The sequence below is a fragment of the Kitasatospora sp. NPDC001095 genome, from assembly GCF_053598615.1.
In genome coordinates, this window is the sequence record NZ_JBSFKQ010000060.1 from 23146 (window position 1) to 43172 (window position 20027).

General features: G+C 73.5%; 18 protein-coding genes and 1 riboswitch. Of the genes, 8 read left to right on the forward strand and 10 right to left on the reverse strand.

Translation table 11 applies throughout. The annotated features are described in order from the left end of the window. Window positions 1–299: 299 nt before the first annotated feature. The 8 genes from ACWDBB_RS32015 to ACWDBB_RS32050 form a co-directional block, all read right to left on the reverse strand. Window positions 300–740, reverse strand: a complete 441-nt coding sequence (locus ACWDBB_RS32015) for a PH domain-containing protein (RefSeq protein WP_449792908.1) — start codon at window positions 738–740, stop codon at window positions 300–302. Between the two features lie 151 nt (window positions 741–891). Continuing rightward, the gene (hisG, locus tag ACWDBB_RS32020) at window positions 892–1740 is read right to left on the reverse strand and encodes an ATP phosphoribosyltransferase (protein WP_449792909.1); all 849 of its coding nucleotides are present in this window, start codon (window positions 1738–1740) and stop codon (window positions 892–894) included. Between the two features lie 56 nt (window positions 1741–1796). After that, on the reverse strand, window positions 1797–2069 hold the full coding sequence (locus ACWDBB_RS32025; protein ID WP_097238956.1) for a phosphoribosyl-ATP diphosphatase: 273 nt from the start codon (window positions 2067–2069) through the stop codon (window positions 1797–1799). Between the two features lie 102 nt (window positions 2070–2171). Continuing rightward, window positions 2172–2645, reverse strand: a complete 474-nt coding sequence (gene ribH / locus ACWDBB_RS32030) for a 6,7-dimethyl-8-ribityllumazine synthase (protein ID WP_449792910.1) — start codon at window positions 2643–2645, stop codon at window positions 2172–2174. 119 nt (window positions 2646–2764) lie between these two features. After that, window positions 2765–4054, reverse strand: coding sequence for a bifunctional 3,4-dihydroxy-2-butanone-4-phosphate synthase/GTP cyclohydrolase II (locus ACWDBB_RS32035; RefSeq protein ID WP_449792925.1), 1290 nt, complete (start codon window positions 4052–4054; stop codon window positions 2765–2767). A gap of 5 nt (window positions 4055–4059) precedes the next feature. Next, the gene (locus ACWDBB_RS32040) at window positions 4060–4707 is read right to left on the reverse strand and encodes a nicotinamide mononucleotide transporter family protein (protein WP_449792911.1); all 648 of its coding nucleotides are present in this window, start codon (window positions 4705–4707) and stop codon (window positions 4060–4062) included. After that, complete coding sequence (locus tag ACWDBB_RS32045; protein WP_449792912.1) at window positions 4704–5459, reverse strand: riboflavin synthase; 756 nt, start codon at window positions 5457–5459, stop codon at window positions 4704–4706. Before ACWDBB_RS32045 ends, ACWDBB_RS32040 begins: the two co-directional genes overlap by 4 nt. A gap of 225 nt (window positions 5460–5684) precedes the next feature. Next, a riboswitch (FMN riboswitch) is annotated at window positions 5685–5812 on the reverse strand. A 142-nt stretch (window positions 5813–5954) separates the two neighbouring features. Further along, the gene (locus ACWDBB_RS32050) at window positions 5955–6269 is read right to left on the reverse strand and encodes an antibiotic biosynthesis monooxygenase family protein (protein WP_449792913.1); all 315 of its coding nucleotides are present in this window, start codon (window positions 6267–6269) and stop codon (window positions 5955–5957) included. 312 nt (window positions 6270–6581) lie between these two features. Between ACWDBB_RS32050 and ACWDBB_RS32055 the strand changes: the two genes are divergently transcribed. From ACWDBB_RS32055 to ACWDBB_RS32085, 7 genes are all read left to right on the forward strand, one after another. Then, the gene (locus ACWDBB_RS32055; RefSeq protein ID WP_449792914.1) at window positions 6582–7277 is read left to right on the forward strand and encodes an MSMEG_1061 family FMN-dependent PPOX-type flavoprotein; all 696 of its coding nucleotides are present in this window, start codon (window positions 6582–6584) and stop codon (window positions 7275–7277) included. A gap of 237 nt (window positions 7278–7514) precedes the next feature. After that, window positions 7515–7928 carry an HIT family protein gene (locus ACWDBB_RS32060; protein WP_449792915.1) on the forward strand — a complete coding sequence of 138 codons (414 nt, stop codon included), beginning with the start codon at window positions 7515–7517 and terminating at the stop codon, window positions 7926–7928. A gap of 186 nt (window positions 7929–8114) precedes the next feature. After that, the gene (locus ACWDBB_RS32065; protein ID WP_449792916.1) at window positions 8115–9179 is read left to right on the forward strand and encodes a serine hydrolase domain-containing protein; all 1065 of its coding nucleotides are present in this window, start codon (window positions 8115–8117) and stop codon (window positions 9177–9179) included. Window positions 9180–9592: 413 nt separating this feature from the next. Further along, complete coding sequence (locus ACWDBB_RS32070; protein WP_449792917.1) at window positions 9593–10411, forward strand: hypothetical protein; 819 nt, start codon at window positions 9593–9595, stop codon at window positions 10409–10411. 181 nt (window positions 10412–10592) lie between these two features. Further along, a complete protein-coding gene (locus tag ACWDBB_RS32075) occupies window positions 10593–11783 on the forward strand; it encodes an alpha/beta hydrolase family protein (protein ID WP_449792918.1) in 1191 nt (396 codons plus the stop codon). 194 nt (window positions 11784–11977) lie between these two features. Further along, entirely contained in the window at window positions 11978–12466 is a 489-nt protein-coding gene (locus tag ACWDBB_RS32080; RefSeq protein ID WP_449792919.1) for an Imm21 family immunity protein, read from the forward strand. 81 nt (window positions 12467–12547) lie between these two features. Then, window positions 12548–16231, forward strand: coding sequence for a SpoIIE family protein phosphatase (locus ACWDBB_RS32085; protein WP_449792920.1), 3684 nt, complete (start codon window positions 12548–12550; stop codon window positions 16229–16231). A 115-nt stretch (window positions 16232–16346) separates the two neighbouring features. On the opposite strand, the gene ACWDBB_RS32090 is transcribed toward ACWDBB_RS32085, so the two are convergent. After that, the gene (locus ACWDBB_RS32090) at window positions 16347–17435 is read right to left on the reverse strand and encodes an S-adenosylmethionine:tRNA ribosyltransferase-isomerase (protein WP_449792921.1); all 1089 of its coding nucleotides are present in this window, start codon (window positions 17433–17435) and stop codon (window positions 16347–16349) included. Further along, complete coding sequence (locus ACWDBB_RS32095) at window positions 17432–18238, reverse strand: SDR family NAD(P)-dependent oxidoreductase (protein WP_449792922.1); 807 nt, start codon at window positions 18236–18238, stop codon at window positions 17432–17434. Before ACWDBB_RS32095 ends, ACWDBB_RS32090 begins: the two co-directional genes overlap by 4 nt. Before the next feature lie 498 nt (window positions 18239–18736). Between ACWDBB_RS32095 and ACWDBB_RS32100 the strand changes: the two genes are divergently transcribed. Further along, the gene (locus tag ACWDBB_RS32100; RefSeq protein WP_449792923.1) at window positions 18737–19942 is read left to right on the forward strand and encodes a cytochrome P450; all 1206 of its coding nucleotides are present in this window, start codon (window positions 18737–18739) and stop codon (window positions 19940–19942) included. The last annotated feature ends 85 nt before the right edge of the window (window positions 19943–20027 follow it).

Here is a 20027-nt window from a genome sequence, read left to right on the forward strand (position 1 = left end):
GGCGGCGCAGGTACTACCGGACGGATCGTCCATCGAGGGGGAGTGTCACTCCTCAGGTCGGGTTCGGGCACTCGATTCGGGGCAAGGCGGACTTTGCCCCGTTTTTACCAGCGTAGACCATACCCGGATGGCGAAAGAAGGCCGTGCGGCCCGCCGGGGCCACGGAACCGCAGGTGGGAGGCGGATCAGGGCCCGGATCAGGCTCCGGGCCCGGATCAGGGCTCGCTTCCGGGCTCGGACCCGGGTTCAGGCCCGGGTTCAGGCCCGGCTCGGTTCCGGGCTCGGAGCCGGGTGCGGGCTCAGGCCCGGGCGTGCTGTTCGACCAGGTCGCGCAGCGCGCGGGCGTCCGCGATCGCCTGGGCCTTGCCGACGCCGGGCTGGATACCCACCGCGGCGAGCGAGGTGCCGTCGGAGAGGTCGAGGGTGGCCCACGGGTCGCCCTGGCGGAGGTTGACCCGGACGATCTCGGCCCAGGCGAGCCGGCGGCGGCGGACGAAGTTGACCACGGTCACGCCGTCCGCGTCGGCACTCACCCGCGGGCGGGCCAGCATCAGGCCGACGGCGGCGAACAGGACCCCGCTGGCCGTCATCATGATCCGGTCGTTCAGCTGCCAGTTCTCCGGGAGCAGCACGGCCATCGCGGAGAACAGCACCACCAGCAGCACGCAGACCGGGAGCAGCACGGCGCGGGTGCGGCGCGGGGCCCAGGTGACGGGGAACTGGACGGGCGGCGTGGACACGTGGGGTCTCCGGGGTGGATCTGGTTGCGGCAGCACGAGGGGCGGGGACGCGGTCGGCGTCCCCGCCCATTGAACCGTTCTTTACCCGTGGACCGGCGGGCAGGTCACCCGGGCGCGCCGGTCACCGGGGGGCGCGGGGCGCGCGGGCAGGTCAGAGGCGGCAGGCGTGGATGTTGGTGACCAGGATGGCCCGGGCGCCGATGCCCCACAGGTCGTCCATGATCTGTTGGGCCTCCTTGCGGAGCACCATCGAGCGCACCGCGACCCAGCCCTCGGTGTGCAGCGGCGAGACGGTCGGCGACTCCAGGCCCGGGGTCAGCGCGACGGCGGCGCCCACCTTCTCGGCGCGGATGTCGTAGTCCATCAGCACGTACCGGCGGGCCACCAACACGCCCTGGAGGCGGCGCAGGAACTGCTCCACCCGGGCGTCCTCGCCCGCGCCCTTGGGCCGGATCACCACCGCGTCGGAGACCAGGATCGGGTCGCCGAACACCTCCAGGCCGGCGTTGCGCAGGCTGGTGCCCGTCTCCACCACGTCGGCGATCACGTCGGCGACGCCCAGCTGCACCGCGGTCTCGACCGCGCCGTCCAGCTTGGTGACCGTCGCCTTCACGCCGTGGTCGGCCAGGTGCTGCTCGACCAGGCCGGTGTACGAGGTGGCGATCCGCAGGCCCTCCAGGCCCTTGACGTCCTCGACGGCCACGCCCTCGGGACGGGCGAAGCGGAAGGTCGACCCGGCGAAGCCGAGGGCGAGCACCTCCTCGGCGTTGGAGTGCGAGTCCAGCAGCAGGTCGCGGCCGGTGATGCCGACGTCGAGGCGGCCGGAGCCGACGTAGACGGCGATGTCACGCGGACGCAGGAAGAAGAACTCCACCTCGTTGTTCGGGTCGACGAGGACGAGCTCCTTGGGATCCTTCCGCTGGCGGTAGCCGGCCTCATGGAGCATCTCCGCCGCGGGACCCGAGAGAGAACCCTTGTTGGGGACGGCGATGCGCAGCATGGGAGGTTGCTTCCTTACCTGTTGGGAGGATGGGTGAGCTCGGGCGAGCGGGGGGTCTAGAGGTACTTGTAGACGTCGTCGAGCGTCAGGCCGCGGGCGATCATCATCACCTGCAGGTGGTAGAGGAGCTGCGAGATCTCCTCCGCCGTCTGCTCGTCCGACTGGAACTCGGCGGCCATCCACACCTCGGCGGCCTCCTCGACGACCTTCTTGCCGATCGCATGGACGCCCTGCTGGACGAGCTGCGCGGTACGGGAGGACGAGGGGTCGCCGGTGGCGGCCTTCTGCTGGAGCTCGGCGAAGAGCTCCTCGAATGTCTTCGAAGCCATGATGGGGCCACCTTACGGCGTGCGGGCGGACAGATGGTAAACGGTCCCGGAGCGTGGACAATCCAGTGGACGTTTCACGCTCCGGGACCGGGGCGGCCGGGGTCAGGGCGCGGCGCGCAGCACCACGGCGGTGGCGACGGCGGCGGTGACGGCCTCGTGGCCCTTGTCCTCGGCGGAGCCCGGCAGGCCCGCTCGGTCGATCGCCTGCTCCTCGTTGTCACAGGTCAGCACGCCGAAGCCGACCGGGACGCCGGTGTCCACGCTGACCTGGGTGAGGCCCGAGGTGGCGGCCTGGCAGACGTAGTCGAAGTGCGGGGTGCCACCGCGGATCACCACGCCGAGGGCCACCACGGCGTCGTAGCCGCGCTCGGCGAGGCGCTTGGCGGCGACCGGCAGCTCGAAGGTGCCGGGCACCCGCAGCACGGCCGACTCGGCGACCCCCAGCTCCTTGAGCGCGCGGTGGGCGCCGTCCAGCAGGCCGTTCATCACGGTGTCGTGCCACTGGGCGGCGACGACGGCGACCTTGAGGTCGGCGGCGCCGTCGATGGTCAGCTGGGGGGCTCCGTGGCCGCTCATGTCTCGTAATTCCTGTCTGTGCGGTCTGTCGCTGGCTGTCTTCGGTCGGGATTGGTTCGGACCCGGTCGGGGTCGGTTCAGGCGCGGTCGGGATTGGTTCGGACCCGGTCGGGGTCGGTTCAGGAACCGAGGCCGGGCAGGTCGTGGCCCATCCGGTCGCGCTTGGTCCGCAGGTAGCGCACGTTGTGCTCGCCGGGCGCGATCTCGACGGCTTCGCGCCCCTTGACCTTGAGCCCGTGGTCGGTGAGCGCGGTCAGCTTCCGCGGGTTGTTGGTGAGCAGGGTGAGCGAGCGGACGCCGAGGTCCACCAGCATCTGGGCCGCGATGCTGTAGTCGCGGGCGTCGGCGGGGAGGCCGAGGTCCAGGTTGGCGTCGACGGTGTCCCGGCCCTGCTCCTGGAGTTCGTACGCGCGCAGCTTGTGCGCCAGGCCGATCCCCCGGCCCTCGTGGCCGCGCAGGTACAGCACCACGCCGCGCCCGGCCTCGGCGACCCGCCGCAGCGAGGCCTCCAGCTGCGGGCCGCAGTCGCAGCGCAGCGAGCCGAAGACGTCACCGGTCAGGCACTCGGAGTGGACCCGCACCAGGACGTCCTCGTCCTGCGGCAGCCGCCCCTCCCCGTCCAGCCCGCCGGCCACCAGCGCGAGGTGCTCGACGCCGTCGATGGTGCCCTTGTAGCCGACGGCGGTGAACTCCCCGTGCGCGGTGGGCAGGGCGGTGACGGCGGCCCGGTCGACGTGCAGCTCGGTGCGGCGGCGGTAGGCGATCAGGTCCTCGATGGAGATGATCGCGAGGCCGTGCTCGCGGGCGAAGGCGACCAGCTCGGGCAGCCGGGCCATGGTGCCGTCGTCGTTGACCACCTCGGCGATCGCGCCGGCCGGCGGCAGCCCGGCGAGCCGGGCCAGGTCGACGGCGGCCTCGGTGTGGCCGGGGCGGACCAGCACGCCGCCCTCGACGGCGCGCAGCGGGAAGACGTGCCCGGGGCGGGTGAGGTCGCCGGGCTCGGTGCCGGGCGAGGAGAGCAGCCGTACGGTGCGGGCGCGGTCGGCGGCGGAGATGCCGGTGTCGACCCCCTCCCGGGCGTCCACCGAGACGGTGTACGCGGTGCCTTTGCGGTCCTCGTTGACCTGGGTCATCGGCGGGAGCCTGAGCCGGTCCAGCTCCTCGCCGGTCATCGGGGCGCAGATCACGCCGGAGCTGTAGCGGATGGTGAAGGCCATCAGCTCGGCGGTCGCGGCGGAGGCGGCGAAGACGAGGTCGCCCTCGTTCTCCCGGTCCTCGTCGTCGACCACGACCACGGCACGGCCGAGGGCGATGTCGGCGATCGCGCGCTCGACCGGGTCGAGGACGAGCTCGGGCTCGGACTGGGGTTCGGGCCGGGTGGCGCCGCTGCTGGACGGGTTCTCGGTCATCTCGGTCATGCCGTGGCTCCCTGGGGGACGGAGGCGGACTTGGCGCGCGACTCACGGGTGCTCAGCCACCAGGAGCGCAGGCCGAACAGCACCAGGACGAAGTAGACGGAGTAGGTGAGGCCGGAGAAGGTGTAGCCGCTGTTGAAGGCGAACGGGACGCCGATCGCGTCGACCGCGATCCAGGCGAACCAGAACTCCACCCAGCCGCGGGCCTGGGCGACCATCGCGGCCAGCGTGCCGACGAAGATGTAGGCGTCCGACCAAGGGCTCCAGGACAGGCTGGGGAAGGAGGTGAAGAGCAGGGCGAGCGCGACCGTGCCGACCGCCGTGCCCGCCACCAGCACGAGCCGCTCGGGCCAGCGCGCGAACCGTACGGCGATCGTGCCGCCCTCGCGGCGGCCCCGCTGCCACTGCGCCCAGCCCCAGGAGGCGGTGGCGATCACGATCAGCTGCTTGCCGATCAGGCCGGGGACGTGGCCGCCGAGGTACGCGGCGATCAGCACCGCGCCGGACAGCAGCTGGACCGGCCAGCTCCAGACCGAGCGGCGCCAGCCGAGCGCGAGCCCGCCGAGGCCGAGGATGTTGCCGATCATGTCGGCCCACTTGACGTGTTCGCCGAGGACGGTGAACGCCTCGCCGCTGAGCCAGCTCACTGGGACTCCCCCGGGGTTCCGCCGACCGGGAGGTCGGACGGGTTGGACTGGTCGGACTGGTTGGGCTGGTCGGACGCGCCGGACGGGTCGGGCAGGTCCGACAGGTGGGGCAGACCGGGCAGGGTGCGGGACTCCAGGAGGCGCTCGACGTACTTCGCGAGCACGTCCACCTCCAGGTTCACGCCCTCCCCGACGCCCTTGGCGCCGAGCGTGGTCAGCGCGAGGGTGGTCGGGATGAGGCTGACGGTGAAGCTGTCCTTCTCGGCCTCCACCACGGTGAGGCTGACGCCGTCGACGGTGATCGAGCCCTTCTCCACCAGGTAGCGGGAGATGCTCTCGGGCAGCGAGAACCGCAGCACCTCCCAGCGCAGGTTGCCCGCCGCGTCGCGCTCGCCGGGCTCGCGGCTCAACAGCCGCCCGGTGGCGTCGACATGGCCCTGGACGAGGTGGCCGCCCAGCCGGGCGCCGAGCGCCATGGCGCGCTCCAGGTTGACCCGGGAGCCGGGCGCCAACTCGCCGAGGCTGGAGCGGTGCAGTGTCTCGGCCATCACGTCGGCGCTGAACTCGCCGGTGCCGGCGGCCAGTTCGTCCGGGCTGTCGACGACGGTCAGGCACACGCCGTTGACCGCGATGGAGTCGCCGTGCCTGGCACCCGTACAGACCACCGGCCCGCGCAGACGGATCCGGGAAGAGTCGCCGATCTCCTGGATCGACACGACCTCGCCGAGCTCTTCGATGATGCCGGTGAACACCCGGGTTCTCCTCGCGCTTGGGGCGCGGACTCCGGGGCGGCATGGGAGATGACACGGACGGGCACCGGCGCACGGGCCCGGGGCACGACCCGTCACCGGGGATGCCGAGGCCGCCGGGAGATCGCTCACCCGGCACGGGAGACACCGCTCCCGTCGTTCACCTGACCGGGGGCCCTGGAGGCAGTCTCCTGCCGCTGGACCCACGGGTACTGCTCTTCGTCCGCCCGCGCACGCCTCCCATCCGGACTTTAACCGTCGGTCCAGGAATTTCACCTGGTCAACCGGCCGCTGGCTGCGGACGGGTCGCGGACTGTAACCGCCGGTTCGGATTTTCACCGACCCCGGAGTGCGCTGAACGTCACTGCTTGATGCCGTCATTGTGCCACGGGCGGCGCAACGGCAGGGAGACCCTCGTGCTGTGGCCTGTTTCACGGACCCGCGGGGAATGCGCGGCAAGCAGCGAGGTGCGGCCGGCGCCCCGGGGTGGGCGGGTGCTCATGGGGAGGCGGGGTCGGCGATCGAGGTGAAGTGGGTGACCTCCGGCGGGTGGGCGAGGTAGCTCAACTCGCCCTCCGACCAGACCGGCCGGATCCGCCACATCGGCCCCGCGTACCCGCGCAGGGCCTCCTCGTCGCGCCAGCGGCTCAGCACCAGCACCCTGCGCCCGTCCTCGGACAGCGAGCGCAGCAGCTCGCCGCCGAAGCAGCCGTCGGTCCGCCCGAGCTGCGGGATCACCTGGGCGGCCAGGTGCGCGCAGAACTCCTCGATGCGCCCGGCCAGGACCTGCCCGGTCCAGATTCTGACGATCACGACCACCACCTCCGGCTGCGGCTGGCGTCCCTCACCCGGTCCCGCTGGCCCTTGGCCCGGTGGTCCCCCTGACCGGCTGGTCGCCGGCCTGTTGATCGCTGATCTGTTGGTCGCCGACCTGCTGGTCCCTGATCTGCTGGTCGCTGACGTGGTGGGCTCCGACCCAGTGGTCCCTGGCCCCCATTATGAGCGGAAAACCGCTGGTGGGGAGGGGTGGGGAGAGGATTTCGCGAAGGGCGGCGGCGGGCGCAGGAGGTGGCGGGGGCACCGGCGGGACGGGGACCGCCGGGCGGCCTCGACTACATTCCCGGTATGACGACCACACCGGAATCTGCCGTTTCGTCAACCACCGTGCCGAACCTGCCGGGCAGCCTGTTCGACGCCCTCCACGCGGGCGCGCTCAGCGACCCCGCCCAGCTGCGCGAGGTCTACGAGCAGCCGAGCGACCAGGCGCGCCGCAAGCAGGTCGACCACCTGCACGACGTCGCCCGGCGCCTGATCGCCTGCTCCCCGCTGGTGTTCTTGGCCAGCTCGGACGCCGCCGGGCGCTGCGACGTCTCCCCGCGCGGCGGGCCGGCCGGGCTGGTCTCGGTGCTCGACGAGTACACCCTGGCCATTCCGGACGCCACCGGCAACAAGCGGTTGGACACCCTGCACAACATCCTGGAGACCGGCCGGGTCGGGCTGCTCTTCGTCGTCCCCGGCCGGGACGCCACGCTGCGGGTCAACGGGCGGGCCTGCGTCTCGACCGACCCGGAGCTGCTGCGGCAGCTGACGGCCGTCGGCAAGCCGCCGCGCAGCGCGATCGTGGTCGCCGTCGAGGAGGTGTACGGGCACTGCCCGAAGGCCTTCCTGCGGTCCTCGGCGTGGAAACCGGAGAACTGGCCCGCCGCGGACGCGCAGCCGAGTTCGGCGGAGGTCACGCTCTCGCACCTGCGGGACGAGTCACTGACGCTGGAGATCATCGAGCGGTACGAGCGGGAGGCTCTGCTGTACCGGTACGAGTGAGGCAGCGGGCGGCCGCGGGGGTGGCGGGGGTGGGTGGATCCCGAACTTGCCCGACATCCGGGCCACGTTCTCGCGGGGCCTCCTCGCGGACGCTCGATGCGCCCGCCGTCGGCCCCCGGCGCCACCGTGCGCCCGGCACCGGGGCGGCCGCACCCGGGCGGCAGCCGAACAGGGGGAGCGGGCTCCCCGGGGGTTTGCGGGGGTGCCGGGACTGCCGCCGGTGGTTTGAATGGACGGATGGACTGCGTCTTCTGTGCGGTCGTGACGGGTGAGGAGCCGGCGCACCGGGTGCTGGACGACGAGGCGGCGGTGGCCTTCCTGGACCGTCGGCCGCTCTTCCCCGGGCACGTCCTGGTCGTTCCGCGCGCCCACCACCCGACGCTGGCCGACCTGCCGACCGCCGAGGTCGGGCCGTTCTTCCTGCGAGTGCAGCGGGTGGCGGCGGCCGTCGAGCGCGGCCTGGGGGCCGCGGGCACCTTCGTGGCGGCGAACAACCGGATCAGCCAGTCCGTGCCGCACCTGCACGTCCACGTGGTGCCGCGCAATCCGAAGGACGGACTGCGCGGGTTCTTCTGGCCGCGGCGGCGGTACCCGGACGAGGCGGGGGCGGCGGAGGTCGCGGCCCGGCTGCGGGCGGCGCTGGAGGACTGAGCGAGGAGCGAGGGGGGTGCGGGAGGGGTACCGGAGGAGGACCGACAGGGGGACCGGAGGGGGACGGGCGAGGCGCCGAGGGTGTACGGGCTCCGGCGGGGCGTACGTCCGCGGGAGCATCGGCGGGGGTGGATATCGTTTTCCGGGCGGACGATCCGGCCGGTCGGGGCGCCTAGGCTCGCGACCATGAACGAACTCGCCTGCCTCGTGCAGCAGACGGCCGACCGGCTCGCGAACCGACACGTCGGGGCGGTGGTCGCCGGGCTGGCCGGCGGCGAGGTGGAGATCCGTGGCGCCGGGCGGACGGGGCCGAACGGCGGGGTGCCCGGGCCGCACACGCTGTTCGACACAGGCTCCGTCACCAAGGTGTTCACCTCTCTGGTGCTCGCGCGACTGGCCCTCGACGGTACGGTCCGGCTGGACGAGCCGCTCTCCGAGGTGCTCACCGGGGCCTCGGACGGGCGGGCCGTCGTCCCGGCCAAGGGCCCGCAGCCGATCACCCTGCGGCACCTCGCCACCCACACCTCGGGGCTCCCCCGGCTGCCCCGAGGCATGGTGAGGCAGTCGCTGCTGTCCCCCAACAAGGCCGATCCGTACGCCGACTGCACCGTCGAGCGGGTGCTCGACGGGCTCGCCCGGACACGGCTGCGGGCAGCCCCCGGGCGGAGCTTCCGCTACTCCAACCTCGGCGCGGGTCTGCTCGGCCTGGCCCTCGCCCAGCGCTCCGGCGTCGGCTACGAGGAGTTGGTGACGCGCGAGGTCTGCGCACCGCTGGGCCTGGTGGACACCTGTGTGCGGCCGGACGGGGAGCGGTCCGCGCGGCTGGCGCACGGGCACACCCCGGGCGGCCGGCCGGTGCCGCAATGGAGCTTCGCGGCCGTGCCCGGCATGGGCGGGCTCCGGTCGACCGCCGCCGACCTGGTGGTGTTCCTGCGCGCCCAACTGGCCGCCGAACGCTCGCCGGACGCACCGCTGTCGCCGGCGATCGCGCTCACCCGGGAGACCCGCCACCGGGTCAACCCGTTCGCCTGGACGCACCTGGGGTGGCTCGGGCACCGGCTGCACACCCAGCAGGGCGGACACCTCCAGGTCTGGCACAACGGGGGCACGGGCGGGTTCCGTTCGTTCGTGGCCTTCGACCCGGAGAAGCAGGTCGGCGTGGTGGTGCTGGTCAACACCCGCCGGTCGGCCGATCCGGTGGGCACGGCGCTGCTACGCAGGCTGCAGAACGGGTTCGCGCCGGCGGGGTGAGGGCGCGGGGGGCCGCCCTTGCGCCGGATGTGCCGATCGGCACTGTCGCCGGGCCCGGCGAGGAGTCGATCCTGAGCATCCTATGGTTGCGGCTCCCCCGAGGGGCCCGTGGAGCGGAAGGAGCTCGGTGTGACGGTTGTGCTGCCGGCGGTTGTGCTGCGGCCCGGGCGGGCGTTGGCATCCGGGTGGGGGTTGGTGCCCCGGCAGGCGTTGGCGCCCGGCCAGGGAGGCGCCGGTCCCGTTCGTCACCACCCCGGTGACGGGAGCTCTCGGCCGGGGCGCGATGATGGCGGGGGCGATTCGGGCCAAAAGGTGCTGATTGGCACTGCCGCCAGGGGCGGCGGGCGGTCGCTGCTGGGGATCCGTCAGTCGCGGTTCCGACAGGGGAATCCACCGAGCGAAAGGGGGCCGACATGGCGGTGACGTGGTCGCCGACGCGGGTGTGGTCGGCCGGCGCCACCGACGCGGCCGAGATGGCCGGCCCGGCCGGTTCGGCCGGCCCTGCCGGTTCCGCCGGTCGGCTCGGCCCGGTGGTGCGGGTGTACCGGCGCTTCCGGCCGCTGTCCCGGTCGGCACGGGTGTGGTTGCGCTCCTGCGGGGTGGCCCTCTCCCTGGCGATCTGCCTGACACTCGGCGACTGGTGGCCCGCGCCCCTGCTGGCCGCTGTCGCGGTGGTGGCGGTGACGGGGTACGAACGGTTGCGGCCGTCGTGCGGGCTGCGGTCCGTACGGGTCCACGAAGGCGGGCTGGTGCTGATCTCGGCCGGTGGCGGCGAGGAGTCGCTGCCCTGGTCCGCGGTGGAGGCCACGGAGTACTCCCCCGGAGGGCCGCGCGGGGTGCACGAGTCCGGGCGAATATGGCCGGCGGGCGCGGACGAGCCGCTGGTGCTGGCGCACCTGCGCGGGCTGGGCGGGCTGTTCCGGGAGCTGGAGGAGCGTCTCTCCCCCGGGTTCCGGGCCGCGCTGCACGAGACGCTGCGCACCGAGGGGAGCGTCCGCTTCGGACGGGGGCGGCTGACGGTCACGGCCCACGGGCTGGTGTACCGGCCACCGCACCCGCTCGCCGCGACGGAGGCCCACCGGTGGACGGAGGTGCGCTCGGCCCGGGTGTCCGGACTCGGCGAGTTGGAGATCCGGACGCACTCGGCCGGCCTGCCGCTCACCTTCCCGGTGCCCAACGCCCGTGCGGCCGCGGACTTCCTGGAGGACCTACGGACGGCTTCCCCCGGCTGACCCACCGACGGACGACCGCCCTCGGACGACCGCCGTTGGACGACCGCCCTCTCGGATGCCCCCGCCTGAGCCGCCGCTCCCCAAGGCCACCCCTAAGGGGCGCCATGGACCCATCCCGGAAGGGATCAGTACACCGCTGAGTGGAGGTCAACTCCCTTTCCCGCCGCCTACCGTCACTGACATGAGCCGACTTCGTACGACCGCCGCCGCGGCGGCCCTGCTGTTCGCGCTGCCACTGTCCTTCGCCGCTGCCGCGCCCGCCCTGGCCGCGCCGCCCGCCGCCACCGCCACCGCTTCGGCCGCACCGACCGGCCAGGTCACCACCCGGATCGAACTCCCCCGCCCGACGGGACCGTTCGCGGTCGGGCAGGAGGTCCTGCACCTGGTGGACCGGAACCGTCCGGACCCGTGGGTGCCCTCCGCCGGTCCGCGCCAGCTCATGGTCTCGATGTACTACCCCGCGCACGCCGGGACGGGCACCCCCGCCCCGTACATGACACCCGCCGCCGCCCGGGCGCTGCTCGACGGGAAGCTGCCGGGCAACACCATCCCGACCGAGGCGGTGTCCGGCACCCGGACGTGGGCCGAGACCGGGGCGCGGCCACAGGGCGGCCACTACCCGCTGGTGGTCCTGTCGCCCGGCTTCACCATGCCCCGGGCCTCGCTCAGCAGCCTCGCCGAGGACCTGACCAGCCGCGGCTACGTCGTCGCACTGGTCGACCACACCTACGAGAACACCGGAACCACCTTCCCCGACGGGCGGACGCTCCCCTGCGACCTGTGCGGGAAACTGAGGACCCAGGAGGCCTGGGCGGGCCTGGACGCGAGCCGGGCCAAGGACGTCTCCTTCGTCATCGACCAGCTGACCGACCGCCCGCACCCGGCCTGGCGCCACGCCCACCTGATCGACCGCGACCGGATCGCCATGGCCGGGCACTCCGCCGGCGGCGCCGCCACCGTCCCGGCCCTGCTCACCGACGACCGCATCCGGGCCGGGGTGGACCTGGACGGCAGCATGGACTACCTGGTGCCCGAGTCCGGCATCGGCGGCAAGCCGTACCTGATGGTCGGCCACCCGCTCCCCGACGGCGCCGAGGACGACAGCTGGATCAAGAGCTGGCCCCGGCTGGACGGCTGGAAGCGCTGGCTGACCATCGACGGCACCGACCACGGCAGCTTCACCGACTTCCCGATCTTCTTCGACGGGCTCGGCATCCCCAAGGGCCCGGACACCACCATCGCCGGTCAGCGCGCCGTCGCCCTGACCCGGCAGTACGTCGGGGCGTTCCTCGACCTCCAACTGAAGGGCGTCCCGCAGCCGCTGCTCGACGGCCCGAGCACCGCCAACCCGGAGGTGCGCTTCACCCGGTGACGGACACCCCCTGGCGGGGTCGTCGGCCCGAGCGCCGGCGGCCCCGCCGACGCTCGGGCCCCGGAGTCGGGCCGCTCCGCGGTCTGCGGCACCCATCCGCTCCCTTCCCCCGTAGGGCCCCGCCGTCGGTGCTGCCACCGGCCCGGGCAGGCCCGGCCCGGCCCGTGGTGGCGGTGACGTGCGAGGATGCCCGCGTGATCACGGTGGAGCAGGGCTGGCTGGACGGGACCGACTCGGGGTTCTTCGTGCTGTGTCCCGAGGGTGCGGTCGAGGGCTGGACGGGCTGCGAGGAGGCGGTGGTGAACGCGGCCGCGGAGTACGCGGTCGGCCATCCGGTGCCCGGGCACGGGGACGTGCTGGTGCTGGGCGGGGAGCCGTTGCCGGTCGGGTGGCTGGCGGAGGAGCGGGTGTTCGTGCGGCCGCTGTTCGCCGAGTGCTCGGACGCCGTCCGGCCGCTGGTGCGTGAGGCGCTGCGCTCCGGGATCTGGGAGGACGGGCCGGTCCTCGAGCTGGCCGCCGGGCGGTACCTGCTCGTGGACGTGTTCCAGGACGGTACGGACGCCCTGGAGAGCGGCGAGTACCTGACCGTCGAGGTGCCGCCCGGGCGCTACCTGGTCCAGTCGCTGCGGGCCGAACCCGAGCGGTGGCAGGAGTTCCTCCTGGAGCGGCTGCTGCCACGGTGAGCGGTCGCCCGGAGCCGCGTGCGAAGATGGCAGGGCTGGTGGGAACGATCTCCGGACGGTTTCTGGGACGGTTCTCTGGCCATGGTGGACGACTACGCGCAGCGCGCGGGGCAACCGCAGCAGGACGCCCTGCTGATGGTGCCGATCGCCACGGCGCTGATCGACGCCGACGGGCGGATCCTGCACTGGAGCAGTGACGCGGAGGCGCTGCTCGGACACCCCGCGCAGGAGGCGGTGGGTGCCCGGGCGGCGACGCTGCTGGCTGCCGAGGAGCAGCGGTCGGAGGTGCTCGGGCTGTTCCAGGAGATCCTGGCGGGCCGGTCGTGGTCCGGGGTGTTCCCGGTGCGGCACCGGGACGGGCACCTGGTGAACCTGGAGTTCCGCACCCATCCGATCCGTGGCCCGGGCGGCGCCCGGATGGTGCTGGCGATCGCCTCCGAGGTGACCACGCTGCACCGGCTCCAGGCCGACCTGGCCCTGCTGGACGGGTTCTTCACCCAGTCCCCGGTCGGCATGGCGGTGTTCGACACCGATCTGCGGTTCGTCCGGCTGAACGAAGCGCTGGCGGAGGCGAACGGCCTGGGCACGAAGGATCCGCTGGGCCGGCGGCTCACCGAGGTGTTGCCGAGGATCAACGGCCCCGAGTCCGAGGCGGTGATGCGCCGGGTACTGGAGAGCGGCGAGCCGGTGGTCGACGACCTCGCGCACGGCCGCACCCCGGGTGATCCGAACCACGACCACGCCTGGTCGGCCTCCTACTTCCGGTTGAAGGACCGTGGCGGCCGGGTGCTCGGGGTGTGCGCCACGGTCATCGACATCACCGAGCGGTTCCACGCCGATGCCAGGGCGGCCCGCGCCCAGGAGCGGCTGTCGCTGCTGGTCGACGCGACCGCCTCGATCGGCACCACGCTGGACCTGCGGCAGACCGCCCGGGAGCTGGTCGACGCGATGGTGCCGAGGGTCGCCGACATCAGCGCGGTGTTCGGGCTGGAGGAGCTGGTGGCCGGCCTGAGCGTCGAGCCGCCCGCGCCGGACGCCCCGGTGCGGGTGCGCCGTCTGGCGATCGCCTCCGCCGACGCGCTCTACCCGGCCGAGGCGCTGCCGGTGGACGCCGTGTACGAGCTGCTGCCGGACTCCCCGTACGCCCGGGCGCTGACCGGCGGGCGCACGGTGGTGGTGCCGTCCTGGGAGCTGCCGATGCTGGGCGAGCGCATCGACGAGAGCCACCGCCAGGCCTACCTCGGCGACCGCCCGCGCTCGGTGCGGATCACCCCGCTGGTGGCACGCGGGACGACGCTCGGCATGGTGGTGTACTCGCGGCGCGGCGCGCGGGAGTCCTTCGCGGCGGCGGACATCACGCTCGGTGACGAGCTGTCCTCGCGCGCGGCCGTCGCGCTCGACAACGCCCGGCTGTACCTGCGCCAGCACCAGACCGTGCTGGCCCGGCAGCAGGCGCTTCGCGAGGCCAAGGCGGCGCAGGAGCGTCTGGCACTGGTCAACGAGGCCTCCGCCCGGATCGGCACCACGCTCGATCTCGCCCAGACCGCCGAGGAGTTGGCCGAGGTGGCGACGCCGACGCTGGCGGACACGGTGGTGGTGGAGGTGCTGGAGGATCTGGTCCGGGGCGAGCGCGAGGCGACCGCCCCGGCGGACGGTTCGGCGCTGCTGCGGCGGATGGCCTTCCACTCGGTGCCCGGCTCGACCATGGCGCCGATCAATCGCACCGGCAACCTGCACCGCTTCCTGCCCGGTTCGCCGTACGCGTGGAGCCTGGCTCACCGCAAGCCGGTACTGGTGCCGCGGATGGACGAGGAGGGGATGGCCTGGTTCGCCGAGGACCCGGTGCGCACGGCAGCCGTACGGGAGCAGAACGTGCTGTCGTTCATGGTGGTCCCGCTGATCGCGCGCGGCGCCGCGGTCGGCGTGGCGGGCTTCTACCGCACCCTGGTCGAGCGCCCGTACGAGGAGGACGACGTGGCGCTGGCCGGGGAGTTGGCGGTGCGGGCGGCCGTGTCGATCGACAACGCGCTGCTGTTCACCCGCGAGCGGGACGCGGCCGCCGCCCAGCAGCGGGCGCTGGACGAGGCCTGGGCCGCCCAGCAGCGGCTGTCGCTGCTGAACGAGGCCAGCAACCGGATCGGCACGACGCTCGATCTGCACCGCACCGCCCGGGAGTTGGTGGAGGTGGTGCTCCCGCGCTTCGCCGACTTCGCGACCGTGGACCTGCGCGAGGCGGTGCTCAGCGGCGAGGAGCCCGGGGCGGTCCCGGCGGCGGGCCCGGTGCTGATGCGGGCGGTGGCGGTCGGTGGCACCGGCCAGGACGGCAACCTGCAGGGGGCGGCCGACCTGGTGGGCGAGACCTCGGAGTCGGCCGACCTGTACGCGCAGAGCCTGCGCACCCGGCGTTCGATCCTGGTCGCCGAGGTGACCGAGGAGGAGGTGCGCCGGATCGTCGCCTCGCCGGACCGGGTGCAGCCGAGCCTGGACGCCGGGGTGCACTCGTACCTGATGGTGCCGCTGGTGGCGCGCGGGCACGTGCTGGGCGGCGCGGAGTTCGTCCGTACCCGCAACCCGGTGCCGTTCGGGCCGGCGGACCGCTCGCTGGCCGAGGAGCTGGCCGCCCGCACCGCGCTGGCGATCGACAACGGCCGGCTCTACCGCCGCGAGCGGGACACCGCGCTCACCCTCCAGCGCAGTCTGCTGCCCCAGGAGGTGCACCGCACCCTCGGCCTGGAGATCGCCTACCGCTACCTGCCCAGCAGCGTGGTCAGCGAGGTCGGCGGCGACTGGTTCGATGTGGTGCCGCTGACCTCCGGGCGGGTCGCACTGATCGTCGGCGACGTGATGGGCCACGGCATTCGGGCTGCCGCGACCATGGGCCAACTCCGCACAGCAGCACGGACGTTGATCACCCTTGACCTGGACCCGGCGCGGGTGCTGTACCGCCTGGACGAGGCGACCGCGGCGGTCGGCGAGGGACAGTTCGCCACCTGCGTCTGCGTGGTGTACGACCCGGTGGACCGCCGCTGCACCGCGGCCAGCGCAGGACACCTGCCGCCCCTGGTCGCCGACACCGAGGGGCGGGCGTACCTGGTCGAACTGCCGTCCGGCACGCCCCTGGGGGTGGGCGGAGTCGCCTTCGAGAGCGCCGAATTCCCCCTCCCCGAGGAGGGCATCCTGACCCTCTACACGGACGGGCTGGTCGAACGCCGCGGCCAGGACCTGGACGAGGGGCTGGAGTTGCTCTGCCGGACCGTCGCCGACCGGCGCGGCTCACTGGAGCAGACCTGCGACGCCGTCCTGACCCGGCTCACCGAGACCACCGGCGAGGACGACATCGCCGTCATCATGGCGCAGGTCCGCCCGCGCGGCGCGGACCGGATCGCCACCCTGCCGCTCACCGGCGACCACGCGATGGTCGCCCACTCGCGCCGCTTCACCCGCGAGACGCTGGCCGCCTGGGGGCTCGAAGCACTCACCGACTGGGCCGAGTTGCTCACCAGCGAACTGATCACCAACGCCCTGGTGCACGCCGGATCACCCACCCAGCTGCGGCTGTACTGCCACCGGGTGCTCACCGTCGAGGTCGCCGACCAGGAGCCCGAGGTGCCGCGGATCCGCCGCGCCCGCAGCGAGGACGAGGGCGGGCGGGGCATCCACCTGGTCAACGAGCTCGCGCACCGCTGGGGCAGCCGCCGGACCCCGGACGGCAAGGTGGTCTGGTTCGAGCTGGAGCTGCCCCCGGGGGTCACACCGCCTTCGTGAACGGCCGCCCTCGTGAACGGCCGCCCGCGTGTTCGGCCGCCGCGTGAACGACGGACGGACGTCGGGCCGCCGCGACGGCCGCCGGCCCGGTCCCACCCGTGCTGAGCGGCCCGGATCAGTCCGGCAGCAGCAGGTTGACGTCACCGAACTCGTGCCACAGGTAGCGGTGTCGGACCGCCTCGCGGTAGCAGGAGGCCAGCAGCGGGCGACCCGCGACGGCGGCGAGCATCAGCAGGTGGGAGGCCCGGGGCTCGTGCCAGCCGGTGAGCAGTCCGTCCACGGCGTGCACGCCGCGCTCCGGGGTGACGACCAACTCCGTCCAGCCGCGGGCCTCCTGGACGGTTCCGTCCGGGGCGACCGCGGACTCCAGGGCGCGGACCACGGTGGTGCCGACGGCGATCACCCGGCCACCCCCGGCCCGGACGTGGCCGACCAGGCGGGCGGTGGCGGCCGGGACGTGGAACCGTTCGGCGTACGGCACCTCGTGGGCCTCGGGCGAGGACACCCCGGTGTGCAGGGTGACCGGCGCGAGGAGCACGCCCCGGCCGGCCAGCCGGGCCACCATCTCGGAGCTGAACGGGCGGGCGGCACTGGGCATTTCACTGCTGCCGGGGACGGTGGCGAAGACCGTCCGGTAGGCCTCGATCGGCCAGTCACGGTCCACGTAGCCGTACCGGATCGCCCGGCCGTGCCGTTCCAGGTACGGCAACAGCTCTTCCGGCAGGACGAGTTCGGCGTACCAGAGGCGGTCGGTGAACGGCCCGGTCAGCACCGCCGCCCCGCCCGAGGGCAGCGAGACCCGCAGGCCCGGGCGGGCCGGCGACTCCTCGGGCGGGTAGTGGGCCGCCGCCTCCCCCGGCACCACCCGGCGCAACTCGACCAGGTGGGCTCCTGATTCGTCCGGCTGGGCTGAGGAGAGGTGCAGCACGACCGGGGTGCCGTCGGGCAGCCGGCCGGGCAGCGCGGCCGGGACGGTGGCCGAGTTGTTGACCACCAGCAGGTCCCCCGGGCGCAGCACCTCGGGCAGGTCGGTGAAGCGGCGGTGCTCGAGTCCGCCCGAGGCGCGCCGGCCGACCAGCATCCGGACGCCGTCCCTGGCCGTGCCGCGCGCCTCGGCCGGTGCGCGGGCGGAGAGTTCGGGCGGGACGACGAGGTCGGAGCCGAGGGGGAGGTCGACGGGGTCGAGGTCGGTGGGTACCGTCATCGCCCGCCCCGGTCCTCGGCGGGGACGGCCAGGTCCGCGGCGGGGCCGGCCAGGTCCGCGGACGGAGCGGCCAGGTCCGCGGCGCGGTAGCGCCCGGAGGGCCTGCGGTCGCGCAGCAGGCCGAGCAGGACCGGCGCCACCTGCTCGGGCAGCGGCTCGCCGGAGATGTCCTCGCCGGGGCTGGCCTCCTGGAGCATCCGGGTGCGCATGTTCCCCGGGTCCACCGCCCAGACCCGCAACTCCGTCTCCTCCCGGGCGAGTACCCCGCTGGCGAGGTCCAGGGCGGCCTTGCTGGCGCCGTAGCCGCCCCAGCCGCGGTAGGGCACCACGGCGGCGTCGGAACTGATGTTGAGCACGGCGCCGGCGTGGGCGCGCAGCTGGGGCAGGACGAGCTGGGTGAGGGCGATCGGGGCGAGCACGTTGACCTCGAAGGTCTCCAACAGGTCCGGCAGCGGGAAGTCGGCCAGCCGGGGCAGCGGCTCCCTGCCGGGGCCGGGGGCGCCGTTGAGCGTACCGGCGTTGTTGACCAGCAGGCTCACGCCGCCGAGGTCCTCGGTGGCCTCGGTCAGGTGGGCGCGGTGGTCGTCGTCGACGACGGAGCCGGACAGGGCGACGACCTTGGTGACGACGGCCAGTTCGGCCTCGGCGGCGGCGAGTTCGGCCGCGTCCCGGGCGGTGATCACCAGCTGCCAGCCGTCGGCGGCGAGGGCGTGTGCGAGGGCCAGACCGAGGCCGCGAGAGGCTCCGGTGACCAGGGCGACGGGGGCGGCGTGCGGTGCGGCGGTGCACTGTGCTGCGTTCATGCCCCCCACGATCGCGCCGCGGGCTCGGGCGGCGGATCGGCCACCGGGCCGGGGACCCCGTCGTCCGTTGGGCCTAGTACTGCGACGGTGTCCCATGTGACGGGGTTCGGTTCCGGGACTGTGGCCTCGGCGTTTGCCGTGGGTGGTGCGGGCCTGGTGTCGGCGTCGGCGGCGCCGCCGAGACCGGTGCAGGACGTGGTCGATGCCGCGGCGGGCCGGCGCCCGGCGGCCAGGGCGACATCGTGCGTGGAGGGCAGGGCCGCCCGGGCCGGGTCGGCCGGACGGGGACGCCGTACCCGGCGGCCGTGATCGCCGGATCGTCCGCTGTCGGATCGCCGTCCGCGGGGTACCGGCGCTCCTGCCGCTGATCAGCCCGGATGAATTACCGGCGGTCCCGCGCGTTCACCGGTGTGCACGGCCGACCGAGCGGGTACCGGTGCTCCGCCCGTTCCATCCACCTTCCCATCCGGCCTGCACGGCCCAGACCTGGAGGTCCGCATGTCCACCGACTCCAGCCCACGGAACTGCCCGTTCGACTTCGCCGAGGCCCTCGAGTTCGACCCGACGCTCCGGCAGCTCATGAACGAGGCACCGGTCAGCCGCATCCGCCTCCCCTACGGCGAGGGGGCGGCCTGGCTCGTCACGGGGTACGACGACGTGCGTACGGTGACCACCGACCGGCGTTTCAGCCGGCACGCCGTCGTCGGCCGGGACTTTCCGCGCATGACTCCCGAGCCGATCGTCCAGGCCGAGGCGATCAACGTCATGGACCCGCCTGCCAGCGCCCGCCTGCGCAGCCTGGTGTCCAAGGGCTTCACATCCGACCACATCGAGCGGATGAGGGAACGTACCCAGCACGTGGTCGACGAGCTGCTGGACCGCATGCGGGACCAGGGCTCCCCGGCCGACCTCATGGAGCACCTGGCCCACCCGCTCCCGCTGATCACGATCTGCGAGGTCCTGGCGATCCCCGAGGCCGACAGCGCACAACTGCGCGCCAACGCCCGGACGATGATGAACGTGGGCCTGGCCAACAAGCCGGACGCGGTGCGGGCCAAAGCCGACCTGCGGGCGTACTTCGCCGAGCTGACGGCCGAACGGCGCAGGAACCCCGGTGACGACCTGATCAGCGCCCTGGCCACGGCCCGCGACGGCGACGAGGTCCTCGACGAGAAGGAACTCACCGTGATGGCCATGGTCCTGCTGATCACCGGCCAGGACACCACGACGTACGAGCTCGGCAACCTCTCGTACACCATCCTCACCCGGCCCGACGTGCGCGCCTTCCTGCGCGAGCGGCCCGAGATGCTCACCCAGGTGATCCACGAGATGCTGCGCTTCATCCCCTTCCGCAAGGGCGTCGGCATCCCCCGGGTGGCCCTTGAGGACGTGGAGCTGAGCGGGGTGACGATCCCGGCGGGGGACATCGTGCACGTCTCCTACCTGACCGCCAACCGGGACGGCCGCAGGTTCGACCGGCCTGACGAGCTGGTCCTGGAGCGGACCAGCCCCTCCCACATGACCTTCGGCTGGGGCGCGCACCACTGCCTCGGCCAACCGCTGGCCATCACCGAACTCGAAGTCGCCCTCGGGACCCTGCTGGAGCGCTTCCCCAGGATCGCGCTGGCGAAGCCGGCCGCGGAGCTGGCGTGGAACACCACGTCGATCTGGCGCTATCCGCTGGCGCTGCCCGTCACCTGGTGACGGTGCCCCCACGCCACGGCGCCGGCCTGCCGCCACCCCGCTTCCGGCATCGCCGCGCACGTCGGCCCGCGCACCTCCGAGGTGC

What these genes read in the sequence shown, in the direction of transcription:
- hisG (WP_449792909.1), bottom strand. Translation starts at nt 1,740, where the DNA reads ATGCTGCGCATCGCCGTCCCCAACAAGGGTTCTCTCTCGGGTCCCGCG.
- ACWDBB_RS32025 (WP_097238956.1), bottom strand. Translation starts at nt 2,069, where the DNA reads ATGGCTTCGAAGACATTCGAGGAGCTCTTCGCCGAGCTCCAGCAGAAG.
- ribH (WP_449792910.1), bottom strand. Translation starts at nt 2,645, where the DNA reads ATGAGCGGCCACGGAGCCCCCCAGCTGACCATCGACGGCGCCGCCGAC.
- ACWDBB_RS32035 (WP_449792925.1), bottom strand. Translation starts at nt 4,054, where the DNA reads ATGACCGAGAACCCGTCCAGCAGCGGCGCCACCCGGCCCGAACCCCAG.
- ACWDBB_RS32055 (WP_449792914.1), top strand. Translation starts at nt 6,582, where the DNA reads ATGACGACCACACCGGAATCTGCCGTTTCGTCAACCACCGTGCCGAAC.
- ACWDBB_RS32060 (WP_449792915.1), top strand. Translation starts at nt 7,515, where the DNA reads ATGGACTGCGTCTTCTGTGCGGTCGTGACGGGTGAGGAGCCGGCGCAC.
- ACWDBB_RS32065 (WP_449792916.1), top strand. Translation starts at nt 8,115, where the DNA reads ATGAACGAACTCGCCTGCCTCGTGCAGCAGACGGCCGACCGGCTCGCG.
- ACWDBB_RS32070 (WP_449792917.1), top strand. Translation starts at nt 9,593, where the DNA reads ATGGCGGTGACGTGGTCGCCGACGCGGGTGTGGTCGGCCGGCGCCACC.
- ACWDBB_RS32075 (WP_449792918.1), top strand. Translation starts at nt 10,593, where the DNA reads ATGAGCCGACTTCGTACGACCGCCGCCGCGGCGGCCCTGCTGTTCGCG.
- ACWDBB_RS32085 (WP_449792920.1), top strand. Translation starts at nt 12,548, where the DNA reads ATGGTGGACGACTACGCGCAGCGCGCGGGGCAACCGCAGCAGGACGCC.
- ACWDBB_RS32090 (WP_449792921.1), bottom strand. Translation starts at nt 17,435, where the DNA reads ATGACGGTACCCACCGACCTCGACCCCGTCGACCTCCCCCTCGGCTCC.
- ACWDBB_RS32095 (WP_449792922.1), bottom strand. Translation starts at nt 18,238, where the DNA reads ATGAACGCAGCACAGTGCACCGCCGCACCGCACGCCGCCCCCGTCGCC.
- ACWDBB_RS32100 (WP_449792923.1), top strand. Translation starts at nt 18,737, where the DNA reads ATGTCCACCGACTCCAGCCCACGGAACTGCCCGTTCGACTTCGCCGAG.